This is a genomic window from Pseudoalteromonas sp. NJ631, from assembly GCF_000276645.1.
GTDB lineage: Bacteria > Pseudomonadota > Gammaproteobacteria > Enterobacterales > Alteromonadaceae > Pseudoalteromonas > Pseudoalteromonas piscicida.
The window spans coordinates 370,189-391,177 of the sequence record NZ_AKXJ01000003.1; the positions used below are offsets into that span (position 1 = coordinate 370,189).

Sequence of the window (20,989 nt, forward strand, 5' to 3'; positions counted from 1 at the left end):
TCCTTCATCTTCGCATATCGAATGGAACAAACAAAGTCACCAACGCTCAATTGCCAATTTCTACTTTTTTATAAAGTACTTATTTAGACGCAGATAAAATCAGAAATGGTTTAAAAGGGTTGGAAAAAATTTTACTTTTTTATTTAGCAGCAAAAAGTGGAACCTGACGCTCCACTCAGGAAAGTTACTCAGCGCTGTTAGCCTCGCTCTCGTCGGCAACTTGGTAAGGTTTATAGTGCCAGCCCTTAAAGACTAATTTCGGCTTTTGTCCCGGCGGCTGTACGCCAATGCCTGCATTTTTTAATGCTTGATCAAAGTGGATCCCTGTACCACCGGTACCAGTAATCGATGCCCCTCGAACTGTACCGTACAATTGCCCACTGCCGTTCAACAGAATAGAAGTTAACGGTGAATAAATAGCAGCATATAGTGACGATGCGCCGCTAAATACAAAACCCTCGGGACCATCAAATGAAGAGTACACGCTAAACACGGGCAGTTTGCTGTTCTTGGTTAAGCCTTCTTGCTCAGCAATAACCTTAGCACTTGCACCAATAGAAACTTTGCCGGTAGTGAACACGGTCAGAGAACTTTCTTTTTCTATCCAGATATGGGTGTCACCAGTTAATGTGAGGTCACCATCAATCAACCAAATCACATCGCCACCTGAGATCTTGATTTTGCCATCAGATCCTAACTTCAACCCTTTAAATGGAAACGCGAGCTGAGTTTTTTCTGTCGCTGTGCCGAGGTTTTGATCCACTCCTTGGAATAAATAAATGGTGTGCTCTTTGGCAACATACACGCTCGATCCATTACGCTCATACACTGCCTGTTTTGGTTTAAAATGTAAGATTTGTTGCGCGCCTACATTGAGAGGAGTAAATCGATTACGAGGATCGATAATGCTATCCATATTAAAGGGTAACGCCAAAGGATCACACTCTTTATTAGGCTTTGCAGGGTCGTAGTCGGGAGAATCAGGATCGTACACCTTTACCGGCTCAACCACTAAATCAGCGACTCTAAATTTAGCATCGGAGTAATGCACACCATCTTGAACTTGCAAGCCAGTATCTTTAAATTGACCACTGCCAGTATATTGAATATCGAACGCATCGCCATTTTGGTTGATGATCTCAGCGCCCCACTCCATTTTCGCGTCACCCATGGCGCGCACATAACCTTGGATCTTGCCGCCTCTATGTGTAAAAAAGCCGCGGCTGTAGACATTACCTTCTACTCGAATACCACTTGATGACGGCGAAATATCTACCCCAGTATTTGATCTAACGTCACCCAAAATAGGTGAAGAACCTTTTAAGTAAATCACACCAGATGCTTCAACATCGCCTTTAATCGGAGAGTGACCTGATAGCACCACATCTGCATCGCCCACCACAGTGTGTACATCACCATCATGGCTTTTTGTTTCTTCGTAAGTGCCTTTCGATGAGTCATAGCTGTCAACAGAGCCACTACCAGATAGGTTCACACCTTTACAACCAGTAACCGCATTTTGGAATATGGACTCTTTCGCTGCTGGCTGTAACTCGAAGCGCGCAACTAGCCGATGGTTCGCGTGCTCACCATGACGCTGACCTAAGCTTTCAATTTCAAACTCATTGCCATTGGCATTAACCGAGATCTGATATTGCGAATCAGAGATCGTTCCACTACCGGTTTTACTAATACCATTTATCAGCGCATTGACATCTTGTGGATTACCACTTAACGCCGCATCCAGCTTTTGACGATATTCTCTGATCCCTTGTTCAGCCACTAATCTTGCATTAATGTCTTTTTGGAAGTTACCACTTAATCTTTCTTGTACAACACCTTCCTTGAGGGAAGCGAATACCACAACGCTAGCCATGCCGCCAAGCAGCATCACTTTAACCAGTGTAAAACCTTGTTGTTGTTTCATTGTATTAGCTACCTAATCCAGCGTAAAAATTCATCTGTATGCCTGTACCGTATTGTGTCGGAAAACTACTACCTTGTATTGTGACTGTAATTAACTGACCACTGGCATCGGTTGCAAACGCGAGTCCAGTTACTCCTTTCAAAAGATTGATATCACCAGTGCCGCGATCGCACACTAAATATCCACCTTGTAAAAAATAGCGTTCAGTGTAGTCAGCTATAGGTACGCTGCCATCACAAGCGGGTACTCCTGCCAATTGGCGGACCGTAATATCGGTCGCCGTCACAGTAGGAATTTCTTGAGTTTGCTTGATGCTGCGCATCATCACTCGATTGGTATAGCGAACAATCTCTTGCGATGTTGCCAGCTGTTGGCTTGTCGTCACCGTTTCTTTTATCGATGTGTATGACGTAGCAATCCCCATAACCAATACCAACCCAACAACCATAGCAACCATAAGTTCCAGTAAGGTATACCCATTTATCTGTTTCATGAGCCCCCCCCAGGTGGTGGAGAGCAAGTATCCTCAACATTTGGGTAACTGGTAGTCAAAGAGATTTGGTTTTCAGCGAGGTTTTTTACCCGCTTATCTTCCCAACTCACCGTAAGCTGCATGTTATTGCTATAGGTCGCAGGCAGCACTAACGTAAAGCGACTATCCGCAGGATGCAGCTGTTGAATAAGTGGATTAGCGAGTGTCATATCATTGTTGTTATGTTGTAATTCACATAACAAAGGCCATATCCTCTCAATTGCATTCTGGCCATGAATTAACGCCATCGTGTATTGAAAGCTATTGGAGGCAAACTGTAATGACTTAAGCTGCGTAGCAGCAAGACCAAGCAACATTAGCCCAGCCACCAGCATCGACACCACGACCTCAATGAGAGAAAACCCCTTACTTAACTGCAATTTTGTTCCGCCTCAGCTAACCAACTTTGACCACTGACCAGCACACATAAACGATAATCCTGGGTATCGGTAATGTTGTCGGTGATCAATATATTGTTTGTTGCCAGCACTTCGCCACTTTCACGCACAACTTGGTCAGCAAGTGCCACTTCTATCGAGCTATGCTTAATAGAAAACCGCCCCACTTCAGTCAGTTGGCCATTTTCATTGGTTTTCACAACCCAATCGCTGTCTTCAACGACCAGTGATACCTGTTGCTCACGTCGAACCGCTTCACTGCGGGCCAAGCGATATACCGCCTGCAGTTGATTAGCATGTGTCGTGAGTCTGTCTTGCTGAATTTGCTTTATAAAACTTGGCGCAGCTATCGAAGCTAAAATTGCAAGTATTGCCATGGCAATAAGCAGCTCAAGCAAGGTAAACCCTAAATGTCTATTGCCAGCAATCATTGTTCTTCGGTCCTTGTTCACCAAGATGGTTGATACTTAGCACACCACATTTATCAGTCGCTTGTGCTTTTCCCACTATTGGCGTGGCTGTAAATTGATATCCCAAATTACGGTATTGCCCAACAGCCCCATTTGGTTTATCAGTGGGAATATATTTAAACGTGTAGAATTTAGATTCAGGCAGATCTGTAAGTAAACTCGCATCAGGGTAGCCACTATTACGGCTGTATATGCGTTCAATCACCCCCGCCATTTCCAACATTTGCTGCTGTGCTTGCGAACGACGTCCATCCTGAACGTATTCCACATATGACGGATATGCCACGCTGGCTGTGATCGCCACTATTGCAACGGCAATTAATAGCTCCGTAAGCGTAAAACCTTTATTTACAGACATTTAATTATTCCACCACTAAATTGATAGCGCTGTCATTTTATTCCACTGTATGACAGACAAAAGACAAAGAAAAGGACTAACCTATAATATGTAAACATAACATGGAGCGAAAGTTTCTAAAAAGGAAACTTATTACACCACATTACAGCAGTATTGCCTTTTGATATAAGGCAAACTTTGAGCGAGAGGATCATCCATGTCACACCTTAAATTGGTATGAATAAGATTATTATTATGATTTTCTTCGAGGGGTTACTTAATTCAACCTAAAAGTTGGATACCAACAAAACCAATAGTATTAAGAATATCTGTTAACTAGGTTTTTACTATCCGAAATTCGGGATCATTTAGGTAAATTAAGTGAATAAAAAGCCGTGTATAAAAATACACGGCTTTTTTAAGCTCAATTAAAAATTAAGCTTCAGCAATTACGATTACTTTGATCGTAGCTGTAACGTCAGAGTGTACTTGGATAGCTACGTCGAACTCGCCAGTCTCACGGATAGTACCTAGAGGTAGACGAACTTCTGACTTAGAAACCTCAACACCTACTGCAGAGATAGCATCAGCAATATCGCGAGTACCGATAGAACCGAATAGCTTACCTTCGTCACCCGCTTTAGAAACTAGAGTTACTTCAGCTAGTGCTTCTAGTTTTTCAGCGCGTGCCTGTGCAGCAACTAGCTCTTCAGCGATTTTCGCTTCAAGCTCAGCGCGACGTGCTTCGAAAGTTTCAATGTTAGATTTAGTTGCAGGAACTGCTTTACCCTTAGGGAATAAGAAGTTACGTGCGAAGCCAGATTTAACATTAACCTGATCACCTAGGCTACCTAGGTTTGCAATTTTGTCTAGTAGAATAACTTGCATGTCTCTACACCTTTTAAAAACTAGTAATCAGCTGCTTACTTGTGTAAGTCAGTGTATGGAAGAAGGGCTAGGTAGCGAGCACGCTTGATAGCAGTTGCTAGCTGACGCTGGTATTTAGCGCTAGTACCTGTGATACGGCTAGGTACGATTTTGCCACTTTCTGTTACGTAGTTTCTAAGAGTAGCCAGATCTTTGTAATCAATTTGTTGTACGCCTTCCGCTTTAAAACGGCAGAACTTACGACGTCTGAAATAACGTGCCATGAGTAATTTCCTCAATTAATTCTTTCAATATGTTGTGCGTGCAATACCAGCTGACTCAAGCCATTTCGGCTCTCGTGGCGATTTATAAAACCGCGAACTTGTAATGCTTGCCCAACGTATAAATGCTCAGTTTGGTTTCGGAACTGTTCTCCACTGGCAACCACTTGAATACGCACGTAGGCATTTCGAGTAAGGTCAGCCTCTAATTGCATTGATTTGTGCTCAAGTACAAATATGCAATGTGGGATCCCAGCTGGGCTTTGACTAAATTTAGGTGTTTTACAAATCACGCCCGAAAGCAGATATTGATTGGTATACAGGTCAACCTGATTACTCACCATTACCTCGAAAGGTTAGTCAAATCCGAAATCAACAACGATTAAGCAGAAGCTGCTTCTTTTTTCTCTTCTTTTGCAAGAGGAGACGCTTCAGTTACCGCGTTTTTAGTACGCATAACTAGGTTACGAAGCACTGCATCGTTGTAGCGGAAAGAAGTTTCAAGCTCGTTGATTACTTCAGTTGGTGCTTCAACGTTCAAAAGAACATAGTGTGCTTTGTGAAGCTTTTCGATTGGGTAAGCCAGTTGACGACGACCCCAGTCTTCTAGACGGTGAATAGTACCGCCAGCTTCAGTGATAGCACCAGTATAACGCTCGATCATACCAGGTACTTGCTCACTTTGGTCTGGGTGAACCATGAATACGATTTCGTAATGACGCATGGATATTCCTTACGGTTAGTATAGCCTTGTCCCGTTTCGGCCAGTCGGGGTAAGGCAAGGAACGATAATAGTAAGGCCGAAAGAGCGCGTATTTTACGCGTAGCATTAAAATTAAGCAATCAGTTTGTTATGAAAAATTGGTGGAATAAAGCTATATCTGCAAGGGGTTTTTAGAGTGATTGAAAAATAAGAATATTTAGGAGAGTTGGAGCGGCACACGAGGTTCGAACTCGTGACCTCGACCTTGGCAAGGTCGCGCTCTACCAGCTGAGCTAGTGCCGCATTCCATAGTTAGCTCGTTATGTTGTCGGTAATAAAGGCAAGGTCGCGTTGATTACCTACTGCAGCTGAGCTAGTGCCGCATTCCATAGTTAGCTCATTATATTGTCGGTAATTACGCAAGGTCGCGTTTATTACCTACTGCAGCTGAGCTAGTGCCGCATCACATTTTTTAGTTTATACACCTAAAGCAAGTGCTTGGAGCGGCACACGAGGTTCGAACTCGTGACCTCGACCTTGGCAAGGTCGCGCTCTACCAGCTGAGCTAGTGCCGCATTCCATAGTTAGCTCATTATATTGTCGGTAATTACGCAAGGTCGCGTTTATTACCTACTGCAGCTGAGCTAGTGCCGCATCACAATATCTAGCTCTGGATTTGTTGGTAACTACGCAAGGTCGCGTCTTTACCTGTAGCAGCTGAGCTAGTGCCGCATCAAATTTTTTAGTTTATACACCTAAAGCAAGTGTTTGGAGCGGCACACGAGGTTCGAACTCGTGACCTCGACCTTGGCAAGGTCGCGCTCTACCAGCTGAGCTAGTGCCGCATTCCATAGTTAGCTCATTGTGTTGTCGATAATTACGCAAGGTCGCGTTGATTACCTATAGCAGCTGAGCTAGTGCCGCATCACATTTTTTAGTTTATACACCTAAAACAAGTGTTTGGAGCGGCACACGAGGTTCGAACTCGTGACCTCGACCTTGGCAAGGTCGCGCTCTACCAGCTGAGCTAGTGCCGCATTCCATAGTTAGCTCATTGTGTTTTCGATAATTACGCAAGGTCGCGTTGATTACCTATAGCAGCTGAGCTAGTGCTGCATCACAATATTTAGCTCTGAATTTGTCGGTAACTACGCTAGGTCGCGTCTTTACCTGTAGCAGCTGAGCTAGTGCTGCATCACATTTTTTAGTTTATACACCTAAAACAAGTGTTTGGAGCGGCACACGAGGTTCGAACTCGTGACCTCGACCTTGGCAAGGTCGCGCTCTACCAGCTGAGCTAGTGCCGCATTCCGATATAGCTCTTAGTTTTCCGCTGGGCGCAACCTTGAGGTCGCGTCTAACGTTTTAGCAGCTGAGCTTGTACTGCTTTATTTATGCTCAAGAAACCCCGCAAGGCTTGTCATCTCAAGCGGGGCAGGATTCTACAAGATAAAATTTGCTTTGCAAGTGTTTTTTAAACTTTGAAGAATTTTTCTTGGTAAACTTTCAGCTCCATGATGGAATCTTTGATATCATCCAGTGCTAAATGAGAGCTTTTTTTCTTTATTTCACCCAATAGCTCTGGCTTCCAGCGTCTCGCAAGTTCTTTTATCGTACTGACATCCAAATTACGATAGTGGAAATAAGCTTCTAGCTCTGGCATGTATTTATTGAGGAATCTACGGTCTTGACCAATAGAGTTACCACACATTGGAGAAGCACCTGGCGGCACCCACTCTTTAAGGAAATCTAGTGTTTGCTTAACTGCATCTGCTTCCGTGAACTTACTCGCTTTACAGCGAGCAGTTAGACCTGAGCGACCGTGTTGATTGGTGCACCACTCATCCATATTGTCCAACAGCTCATCACTTTGATGAATTGCCACTACTGGACCTTCAGCTAAAACATTGAGATCACCATCTGTGATCACCGTCGCGATTTCTAAGATTTTATCTGTTTTCGGTTCTAGCCCCGTCATCTCTAGATCGAGCCAGATCAAGTTTGATTCATGAAAAGTCATACTTTACCTTAGCGGTACTTTCCTTTAGATCCAATGCAATTAGATATATCATATTAGTTTAAACACTCGACCTAAAGCTTTTTTTACCATGCGCGGCGTTTTATTGATTTATAGCCTAAATTTGAACGCTCTGCACGCCTAAGCTTAAACAGATTATAAACATGGCAAAGAAAAAGAAACTCAGTAAGGGCCAATCCCGTCGGATTAAAGCCAATCATCAGAAGCGAATCGATAAAGCGAAAGAGACAGAAGTATCTGATGTTTCATGGCAAAACGACAACTTAGGGCCAACAGAAGCTGCAGTGGTGATCAGCCGCTTCGGCCAACATGCGGATATAGAAACCACAGACCAAGAGGTTTTGCGTTGCAATATCCGTCGTACCGTAACAAGCTTAGTTTGCGGTGATGAAGTCATTTTTCGTCGTGCCAAGGTCAGTGATGGTGACTTAGCCGGCGTAATTGAGGCTGTACATGAAAGGCGCACACAGCTCACTCGTCCAGATTTTTATGACGGTGTGAAAGTTGTTGCTGCAAATATTGACCAAATATTGATGGTGTCGGCCGTTGTGCCTGAATTTACCCCTCAAATCATCGATCGCTATTTAGTCGCTTGTGAGGATATGGGGATAGAGCCGATTTTATTACTAAATAAAATTGATTTGCTTGACCAAGAAAGCCTCGAATATATTGATGAAGTCTTAGATATATATCGTGAGCTTGGCTATCGCGTACTGTTAGTCAGTACAAAATCAGGCGAAGGCATTGACGAGTTAAAACACATGCTTGAGGACAAAAATAACATTTTTGTTGGACAATCAGGGGTTGGCAAATCAACGTTGGTCAATACGGTACTACCCAATGCAGATATTCTCACCAAAGAAGTCTCCGAAAATAGCGGCTTAGGGCAACATACAACCACAGTATCGCGCTTACACCACTTGCCGTCCGGTGGAAACCTGATCGACAGCCCAGGGATCCGTGAGTTCGGCCTATGGCACTTAGACGTGGAACGCGTCACTTGGTGCTTTAAAGAATTTAGGGAGTTTATTGGCGGTTGCCGCTTTAGAGACTGTAAACACCTGAACGATCCGGGATGTTTACTTCGTGAAGCCGTAGATGAAGGTAAAATCAGCGAATTACGTTTTGAAAGTTACCATCGTATTTTAGAGTCTATGGCTGATGGCCGCGCAGGTGCGCGCGCGCCGAGAGTCTGATAATATTTGCTAAATTGGCTCAATGACTTGAGCCCGATAGCCACTTCGCAATACAAAAAAGCGAAAGTGACAAGACTAATAATTAGGAACTGTTAAAAGTGAATTTGGATAAACTAAAAATTGCCATGCAATATGCATTACCTAAACATGCGGTTTCTCGTTTGGTTGGTAAGCTTGCCGCAGCAGAAGCTGGCGCCTTAACCACAAAGCTAATTAAGCTGTTTATCAAACAATATAAAATCGACATGAGCGAGGCATTGCACGAAGATCCAGCTCACTATAAAACCTTTAACGAGTTTTTTACCCGTCCGCTGAAGCCGGGGATCCGTCCTTTGGCAGAAGATAGCGATATCCTTGCCCACCCTGTTGATGGTGCAATCAGCCAACTTGGTGATGTCGTCGATGGTCAAATTATCCAAGCTAAGGGCCACAACTACAGCTTACAGACGCTGCTAGGTGGTAAAGAAGAAGACGTTGCGCCTTATGTTGGTGGTAAGTTTGCAACGATTTATCTAGCGCCGAAGGATTATCACCGTATCCACATGCCGGTTGATGGCACACTTCGTAAAATGATTTATGTACCAGGCGACTTATTCTCAGTAAATCCACTTACTGCGCAAAATGTGCCTAATTTATTTGCTCGTAACGAGCGAGTTGTTGCTATTTTTGACACTGAGATTGGTCCGCTTTCTATGGTATTGGTTGGTGCAACTATCGTCGCTAGCATTGAGACGATTTGGGCCGGTACAGTGACACCACCAGCCGGAAGAGATGTCTTTACTTGGACATATCCAGCAGAAGGTGACAACGCGATAATGCTGAAAAAAGGCGAAGAGATGGGTCGCTTTAAGCTTGGTTCTACCGTGATCTTAGCGTGGGGGGCAAATAAGGCTGAGTTCTTAGATGGCCAAAACCCAGAGACTGTCACACGCATGGGTACCCCTTTCGCAAAAATAGCAGAGTAGACTAATTGGTATTAGTGGCTTTAAACTACTTCAAGCCACAACATTCACATTCGGGGTTTTTGCTGAGCCTATACTGCTTTTGCTGAAAACTCATACCATCTAGCGTACAAAATACACTTCCTTGGTGATGTCCAAGTAGCACATTTATCGTCAATAAAGCTTGCTGCGCGCCGATCACTCCCAGTAATGGACTAATAACGCCAAAGTTGTCACAATTCTCCACTGATGTTTGCGAACCCTCAGGGAAAACGCAAGCATAACAAGGCGACTTGGCTCTAAAATCAAAACACATTAGTTGGCCTTGCGTGGCAATCGCGGCTCCAGCTATCAACACCTTGCTCGCTTGATAACAATACCGATTGAGCAAATAACGGGTAGTAAAGTTATCGCTGCAATCCAGGACAACATCTGCATCACGGAGCAACTCGGCGACGTTCTTATCAGTCAATCTCGCATTCATTGGTACTAATGTGATCTCGTTATTGAGACTTGCCAGCACCTTTGCTGCTGCTTTGGATTTTTGCTGACCAAGGTGGTTCACCTTATACAGAATTTGCCTTTGCAAGTTAGACAATTCCACATCGTCGTCATCAACAAAAGTAAGCTTACCAATGCCACTCGCCGCTAAGTAAAACAACGCTGGGCTTCCCAGCCCACCGCAGCCAACCACAGCCACATGCGCCTGCTTCAATGCGAGTTGGCCTTGCTCCCCGACCTCTTTTAACAGCAAATGGCGACTATACCTTAGCCGCTCTTTGTCATTGAGTTCAGTCATGCCGCGCCATAGCTTGCTTTAATTCAAGTACAGCTTGCTGTGGGTCTTGGGCTTCAGTGACGGCTCTTACAACCGCGATACTAGATACGCCAGTTGCAGCCACTTCTGGCACGCGACTAAGATCAATGCCACCAATAGCGACTGTTGGATAGCTGCTTTGCATCAAAGGCACAAAATGTGTCAGCTTTTCCAGCCCTTGGATTTGGCCGGTCATGTCTTTGGTCGTGGTTGGGTAGATGGCACCAAAAGCCAAATAACTTGGGCGATAGTTATGTGCCCTGAGCATTTCATAAAAACCATGGGTCGAAATACCTAAGCGCAGCCCTGCCTCTTGGATGGCAACAAGATTAGCTTTATCGATATCCTCTTGGCCTAAATGAATTCCATAAGCGCCGTGTTTAATCGCTAACTGCCAGTAGTCGTTAATAAACACCTTCGCATCGTATTTTTGTCCAAGTGCAATGGCGGTTTGTATTTCAGCTTCAAGATTAGCTTGCTCTGGATCTTTAATTCTCAGCTGCACCGTATCGACACCTAAAGCAAGGCACTTTTCCACCCAATCAGCGCTGTCCACCACTGCATAAAGCCCAATAGGGTCGTCAATGCTGGCAAAGCCTGCGGCAAAATTAAACTCCTCAGGTAATGCAAACTCTAGTTCATCAGCAAGCCAAGAGCCCGCTTCTATCACTTGCGGGTAATCATTAAGATCAGCTGGAAAACTCGTATGCGCAACAGGGCCCACACCTTCGCCATAACGTATCGCCGCTTTTAGCCCGGCATTGATGTATGCTTTAGCGAGAATAAAAGCATCTTTAAATGGATACTCCTTGGCCATACATGCCGCGATCACTGACGATAAACTACACCCAGTACCATGGCTATGCGGTGTTTGAATTTTCTCATTGCCAAGCCAATACTCGGTATCACCCGCTAAGCCATAATCAATGCAGTAGCCTTTTGGGTAATCCCAATGACCGCCTTTAATGATCACCGACTTTGCACCGAATTCACGCAATTTGGCAGCAGCCTCTTTTACAGCATCAGGGCCTATCAAATACACACCTGTCAGCAGCTGAGTTTCGTGTGTATTGGGTGTAATAATATCCACCAGCGGTAATAAATGGGTTTTTAACGCATCCACCGTGTCTTCTTCGGTTAATGAATCCCCGCTCGTCGCGATAGCTACTGGGTCATAAACCACTAGCGGCGGTTTTGCCCATGTTGCTTTATAATGCTCAAGGTGTTCAGCAATCAGTTGGATCTGCTGAACATTGGCGAGCATGCCAATCTTTATCACCGTTGCAGGCATATCTTGCGAAAGCGCCGTCAGCTGAGATTCGATAACCGTGGTCGAAACCGGGTTTAACGCTTCCACCCCTAAACTATTTTGCGCCGTCAACGCAGTTACTACGGTACAACAATGAACATTAAAGCTCTGCGTTGCTTTGATATCCGCTTGAATACCAGCGCCACCGCCAGAATCAGACCCCGCAATACTCCAAACGATATGTGACAAAGAGAACTCCTTATATAGTTATCCGCAATTCAAGTTAGTTTGCGTGCCAAAAAGGCATGCCTAAGGTTGGCGTAGAAGGTGATGCCACCTCTTTTTGTGGCATTGCTTTTGCCAAATAAGACAGACGCCCTGCAACCGTGCTGGCTTCAAACGCTTTTGCCATGGTGATGGGACAACCCGCCCCTGCCACTGCCGAATTTAATAGTACGGCATCATAACCTAGCTCTAGAGCTTGGCAAGCATGAGACGGCAAGCCGAGTCCAGCGTCCACAATCAAGGTTTGATGGGGTAAACGCGTGCGGATGGTTTGCAGGTTATATGGATTTAACAGCCCTTTTCCCGTACCAATTGGCGCGCCCCATGGCATTAAAACCTCACATCCCAGCGCATCCAAACGCTGACACAACACCAAATCATCGGTGCAATAGGGCAATACCTTAAAACCGTCTTTAAGCAAGATTTCGGTGGCTTCAAGCAGTGCGATTGGATCTGGCTGCAAGTTATATTCATCACCAATAAGTTCAAGTTTAATCCAATCCGTGGCAAACACTTCCCGGCACATTTGCGCCAGTGTCACGGCTTCTTTTACGCTATGACAGCCTGCCGTATTTGGTAAGACTCGCAGTCCCATCTCTTTGATAAGCGACCAAAAGTCATCACCCGCCTGCTGAGTTTGCTGGCGTCTCAGCGACACAGTAACAACCTCAGCTCCCGAGGTGGCGATCGCTGCCTGCATTACCTCTGGAGAGGGATAAAGTGCTGAACCAATTAACATGCGGCTAGTAAATTTTTCACCATAAATGGTGAGCTTAGTATCAGTCAAAGACTGCATGTTTATCCCCCTTGAATTGGCGATAAAAGCTCAATCTTATCACCATCGCTTAGTGTCACGCTTGGCAGCTCCGTACGAGAAACAAAAGTACCATTAAGCGCGACGGCAAAAGGCGGTTTGGCACCTCTGGCTTCAATAAATTCCTGAATATTTTGCTCGCGGTTGATATTAATCGTTTCGCCATTAAATTCGACTTTCATAATAACTCCTTAGATAGTGCTTGTTTCACGATAAGCGGTGCCAGCAGATAACCGTGTCTATATAGGCCATTAATACTGATCACATTACCTTGTTGTTCAATTTTGGGGTGATTATCTTTAAACGCAGGTCTAAGCCCTGCTAATAAAGACAATACTCGCGCTTCGGCAAACCCACGATGAACTGAATAAGCAGCAGAGAGTAATTCGAGTGTAGAACGTACCGTTATCTCACCATTATCTTGCGATTCAATTTCCGTCGCACCAATAACAAATTGATGGTCTGGTTTTGGCGCAATGTAAATGGGATATCTGGGGTGCATCAAGCGCACAGGTCGAGTTAAGGTCACTTCTGGGGCATAAATTCTCGCTACTTCGCCACGCACACCACGAAGTCCATTACACGTAGCTTTCGCACCAAGACCGCGACAATCAATCACCCAGTCATATGCTTGACTAAGCTGCGCCTTTTGCGCTTCATCACAATGGACACCGTAGTTAATCTCTACACCTTGCTTCGTCAATGTTGCCGCACTACTTTGATAGAACGCCTGATTATCAAGCTGGCCTTCGCAAGGTAAATACAAGCCTTGATGGAACACACCGCCAAGCTCTGGTTCCAATTGCGCGATCCGAGTACCATTCACCACTTCCGCACTATGATCTTTTAACGGCTTTAAGCGCTGCTGAAAACTCACTAAATCACCACGGTCTTGACCATGTGCCACAATAAGGGAGCCTTGCTGCTGAAAAAATACCGGGTTTTCCAGTTTCGCCAGTAGTTGTGGCCAAAGTTTCATGGACTCCAGCCCCTGCAGCGCCAATGCTTCATCGCATATCACAGACTCAGCCAACGGCGCTAACATGGCCGCAGCGACACTACCTGCTGAGCTCTCAGTACCTTCCTTTGCTTGTTCAAATACGTTGATTTGATAACGCTCAGCGAGCATCAATGCGGCGATGCGCCCAGTTAAGCCAAAACCCAAGATAGCAACACGTGCTTGAGTAGACATAGCTACACTCCTAAAATTAGCCACCCGACGGGCATCAAGGTGGCTATGATGGGATAGGTTATATCGCTTTGTGATAAAGCTCAGAGCCTGATTGCTTAAACTCTTCTGATTTTGCTTTCATCTCGGCTTCAACATCCACCATTTTAATGCTGATCTCTTCGCCCACATTATTCGGATCAATGCCTCGCGCTTCTAACGCTTTTGCATAGTCACGCACATCCTGAGTTATCTTCATCGAGCAGAATTTAGGACCACACATAGAACAGAAGTGAGCGACTTTGCCCGACTCTTGTGGCAAGGTCTCATCGTGATATTCACGAGCACGCTCTGGATCTAGACCGAGATTAAACTGATCGTGCCAGCGGAACTCAAAGCGTGCTTTAGACAGCGCATTGTCACGAACTTGAGCACCCGGATGGCCTTTCGCCAGATCCGCTGCATGCGCCGCGATCTTGTAGGTGATCAAGCCTTCTTTTACATCTTCTTTATTCGGTAAGCCTAAGTGTTCTTTTGGTGTCACATAGCACAGCATCGCACAGCCATACCACGCAATTTGCGCCGCACCAATCCCTGAAGTGAAGTGATCATAACCCGGAGCGATATCAGTTGTGAGTGGACCAAGAGTATAAAATGGAGCTTCATCACAGTGTTTAAGCTGCTCTTCCATATTCTCTTTGATCATATGCATCGGCACGTGTCCTGGGCCTTCAATAAAGACCTGAACATCGTGTTTCCACGCAAGCTTAGTTAACTCACCAAGGGTACGCAGTTCGCTAAATTGCGCTTCGTCATTGGCATCGGCAATAGAACCCGGACGCAAGCCATCACCTAACGAGAAACAAACATCGTATTGCTTTAAGATTTCACAGATGTCTTCAAAGTGCGTGTAGAGGAAGTTTTCTTTGTGATGCGCTAAACACCACTTCGCCATAATTGAACCACCGCGAGACACAATACCCGTCACGCGTTTAGCCGTCATCGGCACGTAACGCAGTAGTACTCCCGCATGGATGGTAAAGTAATCCACGCCTTGCTCAGCTTGTTCAATCAAGGTATCGCGGAAGATCTCCCACGTTAGATCTTCGGCAACGCCATTCACTTTTTCTAGTGCCTGATAGATTGGTACCGTACCGATAGGCACTGGAGAGTTACGTACCACCCACTCGCGGGTCTCATGAATGTAGCGCCCTGTCGACAGATCCATTACGGTATCTGCACCCCAACGGGTCGACCATACCATCTTTTCTACTTCTTCTTCGATAGAAGAGGTCACAGATGAGTTACCGATATTGGCATTAACTTTGACTAAGAAGTTACGTCCGATGATCATCGGCTCAGTCTCAGGGTGATTGATATTGTTTGGCAGTACAGCACGACCACGGGCGATTTCATCACGCACAAATTCAGGCGTAATAAACTCAGGAATACTGGCGCCAAACGATTGGCCTTTGTGTTGCTGCGCGAGCAATTCTTCACGCAACTTAGCGCGTCCCATATTCTCACGGATCGCCACATATTCCATTTCAGGCGTCACTATGCCTTGACGGGCGTAGTGCATTTGCGTGACATTTTTACCCGCCTTAGCACGGCGAATTTTAGGTAAATGTTCAAAGCGAATATGATCAAGTCCTTCATCCGCCATACGCTGCTGAGAAAACTGTGACGTCACCGACTCTAGCATTTCGGTATCATCGCGCTCAACTATCCACTGCTCTCTAAATTTAGGAAGACCAGCACGAACGTCAACCGGTACTTCAGGATCTGTGTATGGACCTGAAGTATCATAAACACGAACGGGATCGTTTGATTCAAATACCGGATTTTCTTCGGTGCCACCAACAAACGAATCACTTAGCGTGATTTCACGCATACCAACGCGTACGCCTGCTTGCTCGCCCTTCACATAAACTTTATGTGAGTTTGGAAAAGGTTGGCCTTTAAGGTTATGGATAAATTCTGCCGCGGCTGCTCGCGCTTCACGACGACTTAGCTTGCTACTATTGTTTGACATGACGTCCCTCTTATTTTCATACAAAGGTGTCTTGTCAGATCTCCAACAGGAGAGAGACGAGGATAGTCCTCGGGTAAGGTGGATAGCAATAAACCACTATTGCTACAGACAAACGCAGCGCGTTTGCTGTCTTGTTCCCTACGCAGGCATTAACCTGATCAGGTCCACGGATCCCGCAAAATGCGATCTCAGCCCGACTATCTGCAACAAATTTGCTGCAAAAACTCAAGGCACTCCGACAAGTAACGAATTAGCGCCAGTCTACTTGCTAACACGAAAGCTCGCAAGCACTGACACTGGAATTCTTATTTTCAGCTTATTGTTTAATAAAACTAAACTGAGGTTTTCCTTTTAAGGTCAACTTATTAGCATTTACTTCAAGCAAGACACCAATTTGTAATTGGTTAATAAGCTGCGATTCAACCTGAGCGATTTCTTCACCGCAGTACTTACGCGTCATGCCTAAGTTTTTAACTTTTAACTGCCCTTCGACAATTTCGCCTTCGCCAAAAAAGCGATTACAACCCGCAAAACCATTGACTTGCAGTGCATCGATAAAACGAATATCAATAGGCTTTTCACCAAGTCCAGCGTCTGATTGTAATTGCGTAATATTTTGGCCATTAATACTCTGTAACTGCCAAGCGGAATACTTAAGCGCTTCCGTGTCTACCTTCCCTGTCGATATACATCCACTAAGCGCCATTATTGCGCCGATTATGCTGATGAATTTCATGGTAAACCATCTATTTTATGCCCTGAGTTTATTATAACGTTTCAAGACACAAAAATAGCAGTAAAATTCTGTAAAATTGTCTTACCTGAATGTTTTAACACCAACTATTTCACAAATTGCTGCTCTTCAAATAAATGTGTAATAGCGTCTGGTAAAAACGGTCTACCGCGCTCATTCACCGAAGTCCCTGTTACCACAGCATCAAGCATGAGTTTATTGTCATGCGCTCTTATCACTTTTTGCTTAAATGCAAACTTTACTCTGCTTTCACGCTCAAGTGCGACTTCAACATAAAACTCATCGCCTGGACGTAACGAGTCTTTGTAATTCATTTCGCTACGAATAACGACTAAGTTCACTTTTTGCTCTGCAAGCGCTGCAAAATCAACGTTATTCGCCAATAAAAACTCATGCCTTGCATGCTCTAAATAATTAAAATACACACTGTTATTAACTATTCCCTGTAAGTCACACTCATAGTCTCGGACTTTAAAATCAACTTTAAAACTCATATCTGGCCTATTTGTTTAACATTTGCGGGCTAACATATAACACAATTTCACTGTCAACTGGTCTGGCTTTTGTTAAACTGTGCCCAATTAAAAATGGGACAAAGATTAAGCATGAAGTTAAAACTCTCTACGATCACCCTGGCACTGCTGCCATTTTTCTCTCATCAGGTACTTGCCGACGATAACCTAGAAACCATTGTCGTCACTGGCGATTTTCAGAATGAAACTATCCAGACATTAAGTGCAAGCGCTTCTGTGGTTGACGAACTCACTATCGCTAAGCGTGGTGCGCAATATTTAGATGAGATACTAGGTGCCACCGCTAACGTTAACTTTACAGCAGGTGCGTCTCGTGGTCGCTTTATGCAAATCCGTGGTATCGGCTTACGTTCACAGTTTGTTGATCCTATTTATCCCAGCGTTGGCTTATTAATTGACGGTATTAATTATTCAGGATTAGGCGCAAGTGCGCTGCTTTTTGATACCGAGTCAGTGGTGGTGTATCGTGGCCCTCAAGGCACTAAGTTCGGTTCAGATGCTTTAGCAGGAATCGTTGAAGTAAATACCCAAGCCGCCACCACAGCGCCATCATTAAAAGTGAAGTTGGGCGCAGGCAATTACGGTAGCTACGAAGCAGGCCTTGCTGCGGGTACGGGATTAAGCGACGACACCGCTGTGCGCGTCAGCCTTTATCAACGAGAGTCTGACGGTTACGTAGATAACCTCTACCTAAACAAACCCACTCAGCAACAAGACGAGCAAGTAGCAAGAGTGAAACTTAACTCTCAAGTGAGCGACAACCTCGCACTAGAGTTTGCTTATCACCATATTGATACTGAAAACGGGTACGACGGTTTCACCCTGGATAATTCACGTAGCAGTGTTGCTGATACCCCAGGCCAAGACAACCTCAGCTCCGATGCGTTTTCACTACGCGGAATTTATACTCGCTCAGACTTATTCAATTTGGAATTTAAAGTATCTGGGCTAGATGCTGATACTTTATATAGCTACGACGAAGATTGGGTATGTAATGACGCAGCTCAGCCAGCGCTATGCGCAGCAGGATTACACCCAGAAGGATACAGCTCAACCGATGCCTACGAGCGTAACCATGAAAATGGCAACATAGAGTTTTTAATCAAAGATAAACAAAATGACTGGGTGATAGGTGTTTTTGCAAAGCGTAACGATGTTGATTTGACCCGTCATTACACTTGGCTTGAGAACCCATTTACGTCAGCATACACCGTAGAAAGTAAGGCGATTTTTGGTCAATACGTGCATCACCTTTCAGACAAAACTCGCCTAATCGGTGGTCTTCGCGCAGAGCAATATGACGCTGACTATTTAGATAGTAACGGCTTTAGTATCGAAACCGATGATGTAATGTGGGGCGGAAAAGTCGCACTTGAATATCAAGTTGTACCGCGCACTATGATCTACACCAGCCTTACTCGCGGTTACAAAGTCGGCGGTGTAAACGGCGAAGCACTGGCAAAAGCCAAAGATGAAGGTTTAAATATTCCGGCTGAACACCATTACTTTGACCCTGAGTATGTTTGGAACGCTGAGTTTGGTGTAAAAGGTGAGTCTGAAGACAAGCGTCACCTTGTGCGTGTTACCGCGTTTTATATGCAACGCGATGATATCCAGTTAAAACAATGGCAAGTTTCTAACCAGCAATTTGCAGGCTACATCGACAACGCCAGTAAAGGCAGTAACTACGGCCTAGAAGTTGAAGGTAACCTACAATACACGGACCGTCTTGGTTTTAGCTATAGCGCAGGCTATTTAGAGACCGAGATTGAAGACTTTGTGGCTGCCAGTGGCCTCAACCTTGATGGTCGCGACCAAGCACAAGCGCCAAATTATCAATACTCGTTTGCCGTCAATTACGAGTTAATGGATAACCTAGTGGTTGAATTGGGTGTGGAAGGCAAAGACAACTATTACCTCTCGGATAGTCACAACGAGCAAGCGCGCAATCATAACCTGATCAACGCAAGCCTTAGTTACTATGGCGACAACTGGTCATTAACGGCTTGGGGTAGAAATCTTGCAGACGAAGACATTGTAGTACGTGGCTTTAGGTTTGGTAATAATCCATTAGACGGCTGGCAAGACAACACCTATGTACAATACGGCGAGCCACGCGTTTATGGTTTAAGTTTTTCTTACGAACTATAGTACGACCCGTTTATCGCCTACACATAAGGCGATAAACGGGCACAAAAAGAAAAAAGGGGGAACGTAAAATTAGAGTAAAACGTTCCCCCTCACCGCAAAAACTCAAAAAGCAATTACCCTTTTAGTTACTCCATGCTTGGGGCACTGGAATACACCAACTCAACCAGATTATTCATCGTTTTTGACTTCTGCATGTAAGCCTTTTCCATATGGGCAAGCTCTTGCAGTTCAAACAGGGTTGTTTCCACCAGTGCTAACCATTTGGTTGTGGTGTCTGGCACCTCGTCACCCTGCCTTGCCGCCTTCTTGAGGGCATCGTAATAAATCGTTAAGTCATGATATTGGCGTAGATAATCCATATTGCTCTCCAACATGTCACTTTATTTCACACTAAAGTAACAAAAGCTTCGAGCAAAAATCTGCGCGAAGAAAATTTTTTTTAATTGACTGTTAAATTTATCAGTAAACACACAAACTAAATAACAACACATCGGTGCTTAATCCAAATAATTTTGGTGTGCTCCGCACAAAAAATTATGCGAAGAAAATAGCAGTGAAACACAATATATATTTTTGATCTGACTTCGAAATGGCTAAATTAGCCGTGTAGAGCGCGGCATTTATGAAAACTATGAAAAGGGAGTCAGTAAAGTCCCCTATGCGTATTTTAAAGTGTGGTGTATCGCTTGTGGTATTAACCTAAACCCATTAAGGGAGCAAATTTTAGCGCTCAGAGATAAAATTGATGATGCTAAACTTTGGCGTAAATCCCCAAACCAAAGTAACAAATCAAGTAAAGAGGGTAACCGCAAATGAATGCCCAAGCTTTTTCCCCTTGCAATCACGCATGCAAAACAATCAAGATACGTATGACGCATATTTACTACATGATGTTTTCAAATTTTTTATTAAGGAGTAAAGTAGAGTGGGATCAGAGTACATTAAAACTTAACCTAGGAAGGACATCATTATGCGCTTTTTGCTAAAAAAGACCACTAATAAACTTTCAGATATTTATCAGCTCCACCTCAAAGAAACAAAAATGATTTCTGGTGGCAGCGGTCCAAATAAAGATAAAGACCCTAGAGTAGAGAAAGGCTCTTCAACGAGAACTGTTATTTATTGACCATTACTAGTGGGGAGCCACTCTCTTAAGAAGGTGGCTTTTTACTCCCCTAAAAGAGGGCGTTATAATCTCTTCATCTATCCCTACAATATCAACGGAACATCCTCTTTACCAAAAGTAGTTTTCCTATAACTCTAGGGCTGAAAAATTAATAATGGCGCCTTTTACTCTTACTTAACCTAACACCACGGACTATTACACTTCAGGTAAATTACGACTCTAGAACACTTCTTGAATTTCGCACTTTTGCTTTTGACTAATTTCTTCTTAGTCTTAATCATCAACGCTTAATCCAAATAACTCTAATGTGCTTCGCACAAAAAATTATGCGAAGAAAATAACAGTGAAACAAAATATACATTTTTAG

The 20,989-nt window shown here is 44.4% G+C and carries 23 protein-coding genes, 5 tRNA genes and 1 riboswitch; of the genes, 4 read left to right on the plus strand and 24 right to left on the minus strand.

Annotated elements, in window-relative coordinates:
• Positions 1 to 184 precede the first annotated feature (184 nt).
• The 15 genes from A587_RS0108390 to orn all read right to left on the minus strand — a co-directional run bounded on the left by A587_RS0108390 (position 185) and on the right by orn (position 7,535).
• On the minus strand, positions 185 to 1,927 hold the full coding sequence (locus A587_RS0108390) for a DUF7305 domain-containing protein (RefSeq protein WP_017217224.1): 1,743 nt from the start codon (positions 1,925 to 1,927) through the stop codon (positions 185 to 187).
• Positions 1,928 to 1,931: 4 nt separating this feature from the next.
• Positions 1,932 to 2,420 (minus strand): PilW family protein, encoded by a 489-nt coding sequence (locus A587_RS0108395; RefSeq protein WP_017217225.1) that lies wholly within the window; start codon positions 2,418 to 2,420, stop codon positions 1,932 to 1,934.
• Positions 2,417 to 2,839 (minus strand): type IV pilus modification PilV family protein, encoded by a 423-nt coding sequence (locus A587_RS0108400; protein WP_026000925.1) that lies wholly within the window; start codon positions 2,837 to 2,839, stop codon positions 2,417 to 2,419. Before A587_RS0108400 ends, A587_RS0108395 begins: the two co-directional genes overlap by 4 nt.
• On the minus strand, positions 2,830 to 3,288 hold the full coding sequence (locus A587_RS0108405) for a GspH/FimT family pseudopilin (RefSeq protein WP_010368806.1): 459 nt from the start codon (positions 3,286 to 3,288) through the stop codon (positions 2,830 to 2,832). Before A587_RS0108405 ends, A587_RS0108400 begins: the two co-directional genes overlap by 10 nt.
• Positions 3,272 to 3,685, minus strand: a complete 414-nt coding sequence (locus A587_RS0108410; protein WP_017217227.1) for a type IV pilin protein — start codon at positions 3,683 to 3,685, stop codon at positions 3,272 to 3,274. The genes A587_RS0108405 and A587_RS0108410 overlap by 17 nt, the downstream gene beginning before the upstream one ends.
• Positions 3,686 to 4,099: 414 nt before the next feature.
• Positions 4,100 to 4,552: a 50S ribosomal protein L9 gene (gene rplI / locus A587_RS0108415; RefSeq protein ID WP_010368808.1), complete on the minus strand. Its 453-nt coding sequence runs from the start codon at positions 4,550 to 4,552 to the stop codon at positions 4,100 to 4,102.
• A gap of 35 nt (positions 4,553 to 4,587) precedes the next feature.
• Positions 4,588 to 4,815 (minus strand): 30S ribosomal protein S18, encoded by a 228-nt coding sequence (rpsR, locus tag A587_RS0108420; RefSeq protein ID WP_002962753.1) that lies wholly within the window; start codon positions 4,813 to 4,815, stop codon positions 4,588 to 4,590.
• 11 nt (positions 4,816 to 4,826) lie between these two features.
• Positions 4,827 to 5,156 carry a primosomal replication protein N gene (gene priB, locus A587_RS0108425; RefSeq protein WP_010368809.1) on the minus strand — a complete coding sequence of 110 codons (330 nt, stop codon included), beginning with the start codon at positions 5,154 to 5,156 and terminating at the stop codon, positions 4,827 to 4,829.
• A 38-nt stretch (positions 5,157 to 5,194) separates the two neighbouring features.
• Positions 5,195 to 5,536 (minus strand): 30S ribosomal protein S6, encoded by a 342-nt coding sequence (rpsF, locus tag A587_RS0108430; protein WP_010368810.1) that lies wholly within the window; start codon positions 5,534 to 5,536, stop codon positions 5,195 to 5,197.
• 206 nt (positions 5,537 to 5,742) lie between these two features.
• A tRNA-Gly gene (locus A587_RS0108435) sits at positions 5,743 to 5,818 on the minus strand.
• Positions 5,819 to 6,014: 196 nt separating this feature from the next.
• Positions 6,015 to 6,090, minus strand: a tRNA-Gly gene (locus A587_RS0108440).
• 194 nt (positions 6,091 to 6,284) lie between these two features.
• Positions 6,285 to 6,360: transfer RNA gene (locus A587_RS0108445), tRNA-Gly, on the minus strand.
• A gap of 116 nt (positions 6,361 to 6,476) precedes the next feature.
• Positions 6,477 to 6,552: transfer RNA gene (locus tag A587_RS0108450), tRNA-Gly, on the minus strand.
• 194 nt (positions 6,553 to 6,746) lie between these two features.
• Positions 6,747 to 6,822 (minus strand) — tRNA-Gly (locus A587_RS0108455).
• A gap of 167 nt (positions 6,823 to 6,989) precedes the next feature.
• The gene (orn, locus tag A587_RS0108460; RefSeq protein WP_010607090.1) at positions 6,990 to 7,535 is read right to left on the minus strand and encodes an oligoribonuclease; all 546 of its coding nucleotides are present in this window, start codon (positions 7,533 to 7,535) and stop codon (positions 6,990 to 6,992) included.
• 161 nt (positions 7,536 to 7,696) lie between these two features.
• Here orn and rsgA point away from each other — a divergent pair, with 161 nt between their 5' ends.
• Positions 7,697 to 8,749 carry a small ribosomal subunit biogenesis GTPase RsgA gene (gene rsgA / locus A587_RS0108465; protein WP_010368812.1) on the plus strand — a complete coding sequence of 351 codons (1,053 nt, stop codon included), beginning with the start codon at positions 7,697 to 7,699 and terminating at the stop codon, positions 8,747 to 8,749.
• Between the two features lie 98 nt (positions 8,750 to 8,847).
• On the plus strand, positions 8,848 to 9,714 hold the full coding sequence (gene asd, locus A587_RS0108470; protein WP_017217228.1) for an archaetidylserine decarboxylase: 867 nt from the start codon (positions 8,848 to 8,850) through the stop codon (positions 9,712 to 9,714).
• 25 nt (positions 9,715 to 9,739) lie between these two features.
• On the opposite strand, the gene A587_RS0108475 is transcribed toward asd, so the two are convergent.
• From A587_RS0108475 to A587_RS0108510, 8 genes are all read right to left on the minus strand, one after another.
• Positions 9,740 to 10,489, minus strand: a complete 750-nt coding sequence (locus tag A587_RS0108475; protein WP_017217229.1) for a HesA/MoeB/ThiF family protein — start codon at positions 10,487 to 10,489, stop codon at positions 9,740 to 9,742.
• Positions 10,482 to 12,005 (minus strand): thiamine phosphate synthase, encoded by a 1,524-nt coding sequence (gene thiE, locus A587_RS0108480; protein ID WP_017217230.1) that lies wholly within the window; start codon positions 12,003 to 12,005, stop codon positions 10,482 to 10,484. The genes A587_RS0108475 and thiE overlap by 8 nt, the downstream gene beginning before the upstream one ends.
• A 34-nt stretch (positions 12,006 to 12,039) precedes the next feature.
• A complete protein-coding gene (locus A587_RS0108485; RefSeq protein WP_017217231.1) occupies positions 12,040 to 12,837 on the minus strand; it encodes a thiazole synthase in 798 nt (265 codons plus the stop codon).
• A gap of 2 nt (positions 12,838 to 12,839) precedes the next feature.
• Positions 12,840 to 13,037, minus strand: coding sequence for a sulfur carrier protein ThiS (gene thiS / locus A587_RS0108490; protein ID WP_010368823.1), 198 nt, complete (start codon positions 13,035 to 13,037; stop codon positions 12,840 to 12,842).
• Entirely contained in the window at positions 13,034 to 14,047 is a 1,014-nt protein-coding gene (locus A587_RS0108495) for an FAD-dependent oxidoreductase (RefSeq protein ID WP_017217232.1), read from the minus strand. The genes thiS and A587_RS0108495 overlap by 4 nt, the downstream gene beginning before the upstream one ends.
• A gap of 58 nt (positions 14,048 to 14,105) precedes the next feature.
• On the minus strand, positions 14,106 to 16,058 hold the full coding sequence (gene thiC, locus A587_RS0108500) for a phosphomethylpyrimidine synthase ThiC (protein WP_017217233.1): 1,953 nt from the start codon (positions 16,056 to 16,058) through the stop codon (positions 14,106 to 14,108).
• Between the two features lie 118 nt (positions 16,059 to 16,176).
• Positions 16,177 to 16,306: riboswitch (TPP riboswitch) on the minus strand.
• Positions 16,307 to 16,374: 68 nt separating this feature from the next.
• Positions 16,375 to 16,794 (minus strand): META domain-containing protein, encoded by a 420-nt coding sequence (locus A587_RS0108505; protein ID WP_010368829.1) that lies wholly within the window; start codon positions 16,792 to 16,794, stop codon positions 16,375 to 16,377.
• Positions 16,795 to 16,898: 104 nt separating this feature from the next.
• Positions 16,899 to 17,306: an acyl-CoA thioesterase gene (locus tag A587_RS0108510; RefSeq protein ID WP_017217234.1), complete on the minus strand. Its 408-nt coding sequence runs from the start codon at positions 17,304 to 17,306 to the stop codon at positions 16,899 to 16,901.
• A 111-nt stretch (positions 17,307 to 17,417) separates the two neighbouring features.
• On the opposite strand from A587_RS0108510, the gene A587_RS0108515 reads away from it, so the two are divergent.
• Positions 17,418 to 19,496, plus strand: a complete 2,079-nt coding sequence (locus tag A587_RS0108515; RefSeq protein ID WP_017217235.1) for a TonB-dependent receptor — start codon at positions 17,418 to 17,420, stop codon at positions 19,494 to 19,496.
• 125 nt (positions 19,497 to 19,621) lie between these two features.
• Here A587_RS0108515 and A587_RS0108520 read toward each other — a convergent pair whose 3' ends face one another.
• Positions 19,622 to 19,855, minus strand: coding sequence for a hypothetical protein (locus A587_RS0108520; protein ID WP_010607079.1), 234 nt, complete (start codon positions 19,853 to 19,855; stop codon positions 19,622 to 19,624).
• Between the two features lie 611 nt (positions 19,856 to 20,466).
• Between A587_RS0108520 and A587_RS24990 the strand changes: the two genes are divergently transcribed.
• On the plus strand, positions 20,467 to 20,622 hold the full coding sequence (locus tag A587_RS24990) for a hypothetical protein (RefSeq protein ID WP_017217237.1): 156 nt from the start codon (positions 20,467 to 20,469) through the stop codon (positions 20,620 to 20,622).
• Positions 20,623 to 20,989: the final 367 nt, after the last annotated feature.